Genomic DNA, 2950 nt, shown 5'->3' on the forward strand with positions numbered 1-2950 from the left:
TCGATATCGAATCCCGGGGTATCAGTGGCGATCTCGAACAGTGTGCCGCCCGGTTCGCGGAAGTAGATGGAGGTGAAGTACTGGTGGTCCAGGATCGCCGTGACGCTGTAGCCGCGCCCGGCGAGTTCCTGGCGCCACACCTCCTGGGTCGCCTGGTCGGGAACGCGAAAGGCGATGTGGTGCACCGTTCCACCGGCCACCAGGCCGCGCTCGCCGGAGGAGTCGGCCACAACATCCACGACGGTGCCGGGTTCGCCGTCGTGCGTGGAGAGCCGGTACCGGCCGTTGGACTCGCCCAGCAGCCTCATGCCGAGGTCCTGGGTCAGGGTTTCGAGGGTGGGCCCTGGATCGGTGACGGTCAGCACCGAGGAGTGCTGTCCTCGGACGGCGTACTGTGCGGGCACGGAGGCGGAGTCCCAGGGGTTGCGCGGGTCGCTCAGCGAGGAGGCGACGAGGTCGATCTGCAGGCCGTCCGGATCGCGGAGGGACAGCCGCTCCTCCTCGGACGAAGCGCGGGAGATGCTTGAGGCAACTCCGATTTCCCTGAAGTGCTCCTGCCACCAGCCGAGGGTTCCCTGGGGAACGGAGAACGCCGTGGTGGTGGACTGGCCACTGCCGACGCGGCCGCTGCGGACGCCCTGCCACGGGAAGAAGGTGAGCAGCGAGCCGGGCGTGCCGGATTCGTCACCGTAATAGAGGTGATAGGTGCCCGGGTCGTCGAAGTTGACCGTCTTCTTCACCAAGCGGAGCCCGAGGCCCCGAATGTAGAAGTCGATGTTGCGTTGCGGGTCCCCGGCAATGGCGGTGACGTGGTGCAGGCCCTCGGTCTTCGCGGTCACGATAGTCCTCCTGGAGTGTTCAGCGGCCGGTTCGGCCCTGGTGTAGATGCAAACGCATGCAGATTCCCTTTTGTTCCCTGTCTCACCGGGCAGCCGTCCCGCGCGTCGAACTACGGCCGCCGACTATGCAATCCTGTTTAGGTGGCAGCTAAAGAGCGGATCTCCGGGTGGGTGCGGCGCACCGGCATCGAGATCCTCGGCTGGTCCCTCGTGGTCCTCGGCCTCGCCGCGCTGATTCTCCCCGGACCAGGGTTGCTGATGCTCGTAGGCGGGCTGGCCGTCCTGTCCCAGCAGTACGACTGGGCCAAGCGCCACCTTGCACCGGTGAAGGCCCGCGCCTTCCAGGCCGCCGCCATCGGCGTCAAAACCATTCCGCGCATTCTCCTGAGCTGCCTCGGAGCACTCATCATCCTGGGACTCGGTGTGCTGTGGATCCTGCAGGTCCCAGTGCCGGAGTGGTGGTTCCTGTCCGACGGTCTCTGGCTGTTCGGCGGATCCGGCACCGGAATCAGCCTCGTCGTTTCCTCGCTGATCGCGCTGGCCCTGATCGCCTACAGCGTGCGCCGTTTCCGGGGGAAACCCGAACCCGGCAGGACGGACGTCGACGGCGACGCCTAGGAAACCCTTCCGGGGCGTACTGTTCAGGTCCGGCTGGTACTTTTGACAGGGTGCTCACCGTAATCGGGGAAACCCTCATCGACGAAGTCGTCAGCGACACAGCCTCCCCGCGTGCCCATGTGGGCGGGAGCCCCATGAATGTAGCGGTGGGCCTTGCCCGGCTGGGTCATCCAGCGCAGTTCGTGGGGAGGTACGGCGATGACGCCTACGGGCGGATGATCCAGCAGCATCTGAGGAAGAACTCGGTGCTCTCGCCCTTCGGGCCGGACGCTCATCCCACCAGCGTGGCCACTGCGCGGCTCGATCCGGCGGGAGGCGCCTCCTACGAATTCCAGCTGGTGTGGGACCTGCCCGAACTCCAGGGGAACGCGGCCGACCTGTTGAACGGCACCACCCTGCTGCATACCGGTTCCATCGCCACCATGCTGGTCCCCGGAGCCGCCGAAGTGCTGAGGCTCGTGGAGCAGGCGCACCCCCGTGCCACGATCACCTATGACCCGAACTGCCGGCCGACGATCATCCGCGACGTGGATTTCGCCCGCGCGGCAGCTGAGCGGTTCGTGGCGCTCGCCGATGTCGTCAAGGCCTCGGACGAGGACCTCGAATGGCTGTATCCGGAGAGGTCCGCACAGGATTCGGCACGCGCCTGGCTGGCCGGGAATTGTTCCCTTGTCGTGGTCACCCGCGGTTCGAAGGGACCATGGGGGATATGCGCGGCGGGTGAGGTCGAAGTAAGGGCTCCGGCCACCAGTGTGGTGGACACCGTCGGCGCAGGGGACTCCTTCATGGCGGCGCTGCTCGGTGCGCTCGTCGACCTCGAGCTCGACGGCGCCCATCGCCGGGAGGAGCTGCACCGAATAACACAGGAACAACTCACCGCCGTGCTCACCTATGCCGCACAGGCAGCAGCGGTGACCGTCTCACGCGCGGGAGCCAACCCGCCGACCCGATCCGAACTATCCCGTCTGAACTATCCCGTCTGAACCAGGAGAACACCTATGACCCGCGATCCCTACGCCGACCTTCCGAAGGTCGCCGAGTTCCAGCTGACCAGCGAAGACATCGACCACCGGAAGCCTCTCAACGCCGCTCAGGCCTCGGGGATGATGGGCGCCGGTGGCGAGGATCTCTCCCCGCAGCTGTCCTGGTCCGGTTTCCCGGAGGGCACCCGGAGCTTCGCGGTCACCGCCTACGACCCCGACGCCCCCACGGCGAGCGGTTTCTGGCACTGGGCAGTGTTCAACATCCCCGTCGACACCACGACCCTGGACTCGGGCGCGGCAAGCGGCGGCGGGACAGGTCTGCCCGAGGGTTCCGTCCAGCTCAGGAACGACGGCGGGTTCGCCGGGTTCGTCGGGGCGGCACCTCCGGAGGGGCACGGCCCCCACAACTACCACGTGGTGGTCCACGCCGTCGACGTCGAGACCCTCGACATTCCGGCCGACGCGAGCCCTGCCTACCTCGGCTTCAACCTGTTCACGCACGGCATCGGC

Annotated in this window: 4 protein-coding genes; 3 read left to right on the forward strand and 1 reads right to left on the reverse strand. The window is 66.8% G+C overall.

Annotation, left to right across the window (positions count from 1 at the left end; translation table 11 throughout):
* Positions 1 to 839, reverse strand: an 839-nt coding sequence (locus tag Y705_RS19390) for a VOC family protein (protein WP_081738003.1), incomplete at its 3' end; no start/stop codon positions are given.
* A gap of 141 nt (positions 840 to 980) precedes the next feature.
* On the opposite strand from Y705_RS19390, the gene Y705_RS0111580 reads away from it, so the two are divergent.
* The 3 genes from Y705_RS0111580 to Y705_RS0111590 form a co-directional block, all read left to right on the forward strand.
* Positions 981 to 1457 (forward strand): PGPGW domain-containing protein, encoded by a 477-nt coding sequence (locus tag Y705_RS0111580; protein WP_049822651.1) that lies wholly within the window; start codon positions 981 to 983, stop codon positions 1455 to 1457.
* 50 nt (positions 1458 to 1507) lie between these two features.
* A complete protein-coding gene (locus Y705_RS0111585) occupies positions 1508 to 2440 on the forward strand; it encodes a carbohydrate kinase family protein (protein WP_026532976.1) in 933 nt (310 codons plus the stop codon).
* Between the two features lie 15 nt (positions 2441 to 2455).
* Positions 2456 to 2950, forward strand: a 495-nt coding sequence (locus Y705_RS0111590; protein WP_026532977.1) for a YbhB/YbcL family Raf kinase inhibitor-like protein, incomplete at its 3' end; no start/stop codon positions are given.

Source organism: Arthrobacter sp. H41, assembly GCF_000520535.1.
Lineage (GTDB): Bacteria > Actinomycetota > Actinomycetes > Actinomycetales > Micrococcaceae > Arthrobacter_D.